The organism is Hyphomonas atlantica corrig. (assembly GCF_000682715.1).
Classification (GTDB): domain Bacteria; phylum Pseudomonadota; class Alphaproteobacteria; order Caulobacterales; family Hyphomonadaceae; genus Hyphomonas; species Hyphomonas atlantica.
The window spans coordinates 1-1,493 of the sequence record NZ_AWFH01000035.1 but is presented as its reverse complement, the minus strand read 5'-3'; the positions used below and the strand labels follow the sequence as shown (position 1 = coordinate 1,493).

General features: G+C 58.9%; 1 protein-coding gene. It reads right to left on the bottom strand.

Features of this window, described 5'->3' with window-relative positions:
* Positions 1–360: 360 nt before the first annotated feature.
* Entirely contained in the window at positions 361–1,404 is a 1,044-nt protein-coding gene (locus tag HY36_RS12630) for an IS110 family transposase (RefSeq protein ID WP_035553454.1), read from the bottom strand.
* Positions 1,405–1,493: the final 89 nt, after the last annotated feature.

The following is a 1,493-nucleotide window of genomic DNA, read 5'->3' as shown; positions in this document are numbered from 1 at the left end:
AATCTTGCCCTCACTAACCCCGGCCTTCCTGTCAACCGTGATTTCGCCTGTGAGGGTCGCATTTGATCCTGTTTCAACATGATATTTCCTTTCGATTGATCGCGGTGCTGACGGCCCATGCACTACTTCGTGCTGAAGCGCTGAGGCCTCGCACATGCTCTGGTTCGATGGGGATGGACGTCCTCGAAGCACTCACAGCGCACTGTTCCAGAAGCCTGTTTGGTGGACTTCCTGTGCAGGCAAGATAGCGGGATCATCCAACCCGCGGCCCGTCAGGGTCGCCTCCGCCGAAGCGGATTCGGGTGTCGGTTTAAGAGGTCATGGAAGTTCTCCTGGCGTCATGTTTCAGGTCCGCATCCATCAGATTGCTCGCGCTTTCAGATCGGCGTTCGAGGGCATGAAGGTGCTGCCTTCGAGCCACATCCGATGCAGGATGACGGACAGTTTTCGTGCGAGGGCGACGGCCGCGCGCCGGTGGCCAAGCCGCTTCTGCAGACGCATGCCCCAGGCCTTCAGCACTGACCATGTTCGCACATTCGACAGGATCGAGTTGCCGGCCTCGACCAGCAGCCAGCGCGTCTCCGGATCGCCGCATTTTGATATCCGGCTGTTGTAATCGACAGTTCCTGACTGGAAGCGTTTCGGCGTCAGACCAAGGTGTGCCCCAACTGTCTTTGATCGCCTGAACCGCCCTGGATCGTCGATGCAGGATTTGAACGACAAGGCGGTGACTGGGCCAACGCCCGGCACCGTCATGAAGCGCAGACAGACCTCATCTTCGCGGGCAATCTGCATCACCAGCCGGTGGCATTTCTGGAACTCTTCATACAATGTGCGCCGCGCATGGAGCATGCATTCCGTCATGTCCTGCAGGACCGGATCTTCCTCGCGCAGGCGTTCGCGCAGATCCTCCTCGAACCGTCCGCGCGTCGTCCGCGTCATCTTCACGCCGAAGACTTTTAGCGTGCCCCTGATTGCGTTCTCGATGTCGAGAAACTTGCGCTTCAGCATGCGGCGGTTGGCGAGCAGAACCCGGATGCGATGGCTGTCATCGCTCTTCACATGGACCTGCCGGAACCAGCCGGTCCGCATCATCTGGGCGAGGCCTCGCGCGTCATTCCGGTCGGTTTTGTTGCGCATCGCACTGAGCGCGCCTGCCATGTGCCTGGCTTCGACAATGATCGCTGGAAGTCCATGCTTTGTCAGCTCATTGCTCAGCCAGGGCGACAGCGAACTGGCTTCAAATCCGATCCGTTTCAGGCTTTCGCCGAACCGCTGAAGCACCGGCACAATGGCGTCCGGTTCTGTCGGAACACGCGCTTCCTTGAGTGTCTTTCCATTGCTGTCAACGACGCAGACATGCGTCTCCTCCAGCGAAATATCCAAACCTGCAAATACAATCATGGCTGTCTCCCTTCGTGAAAACCGCCATCATACCTGAAGCCTTCGAGACCGGACTCTCGGCAGGGGGCGGGCGGGGTTACGACAGCACT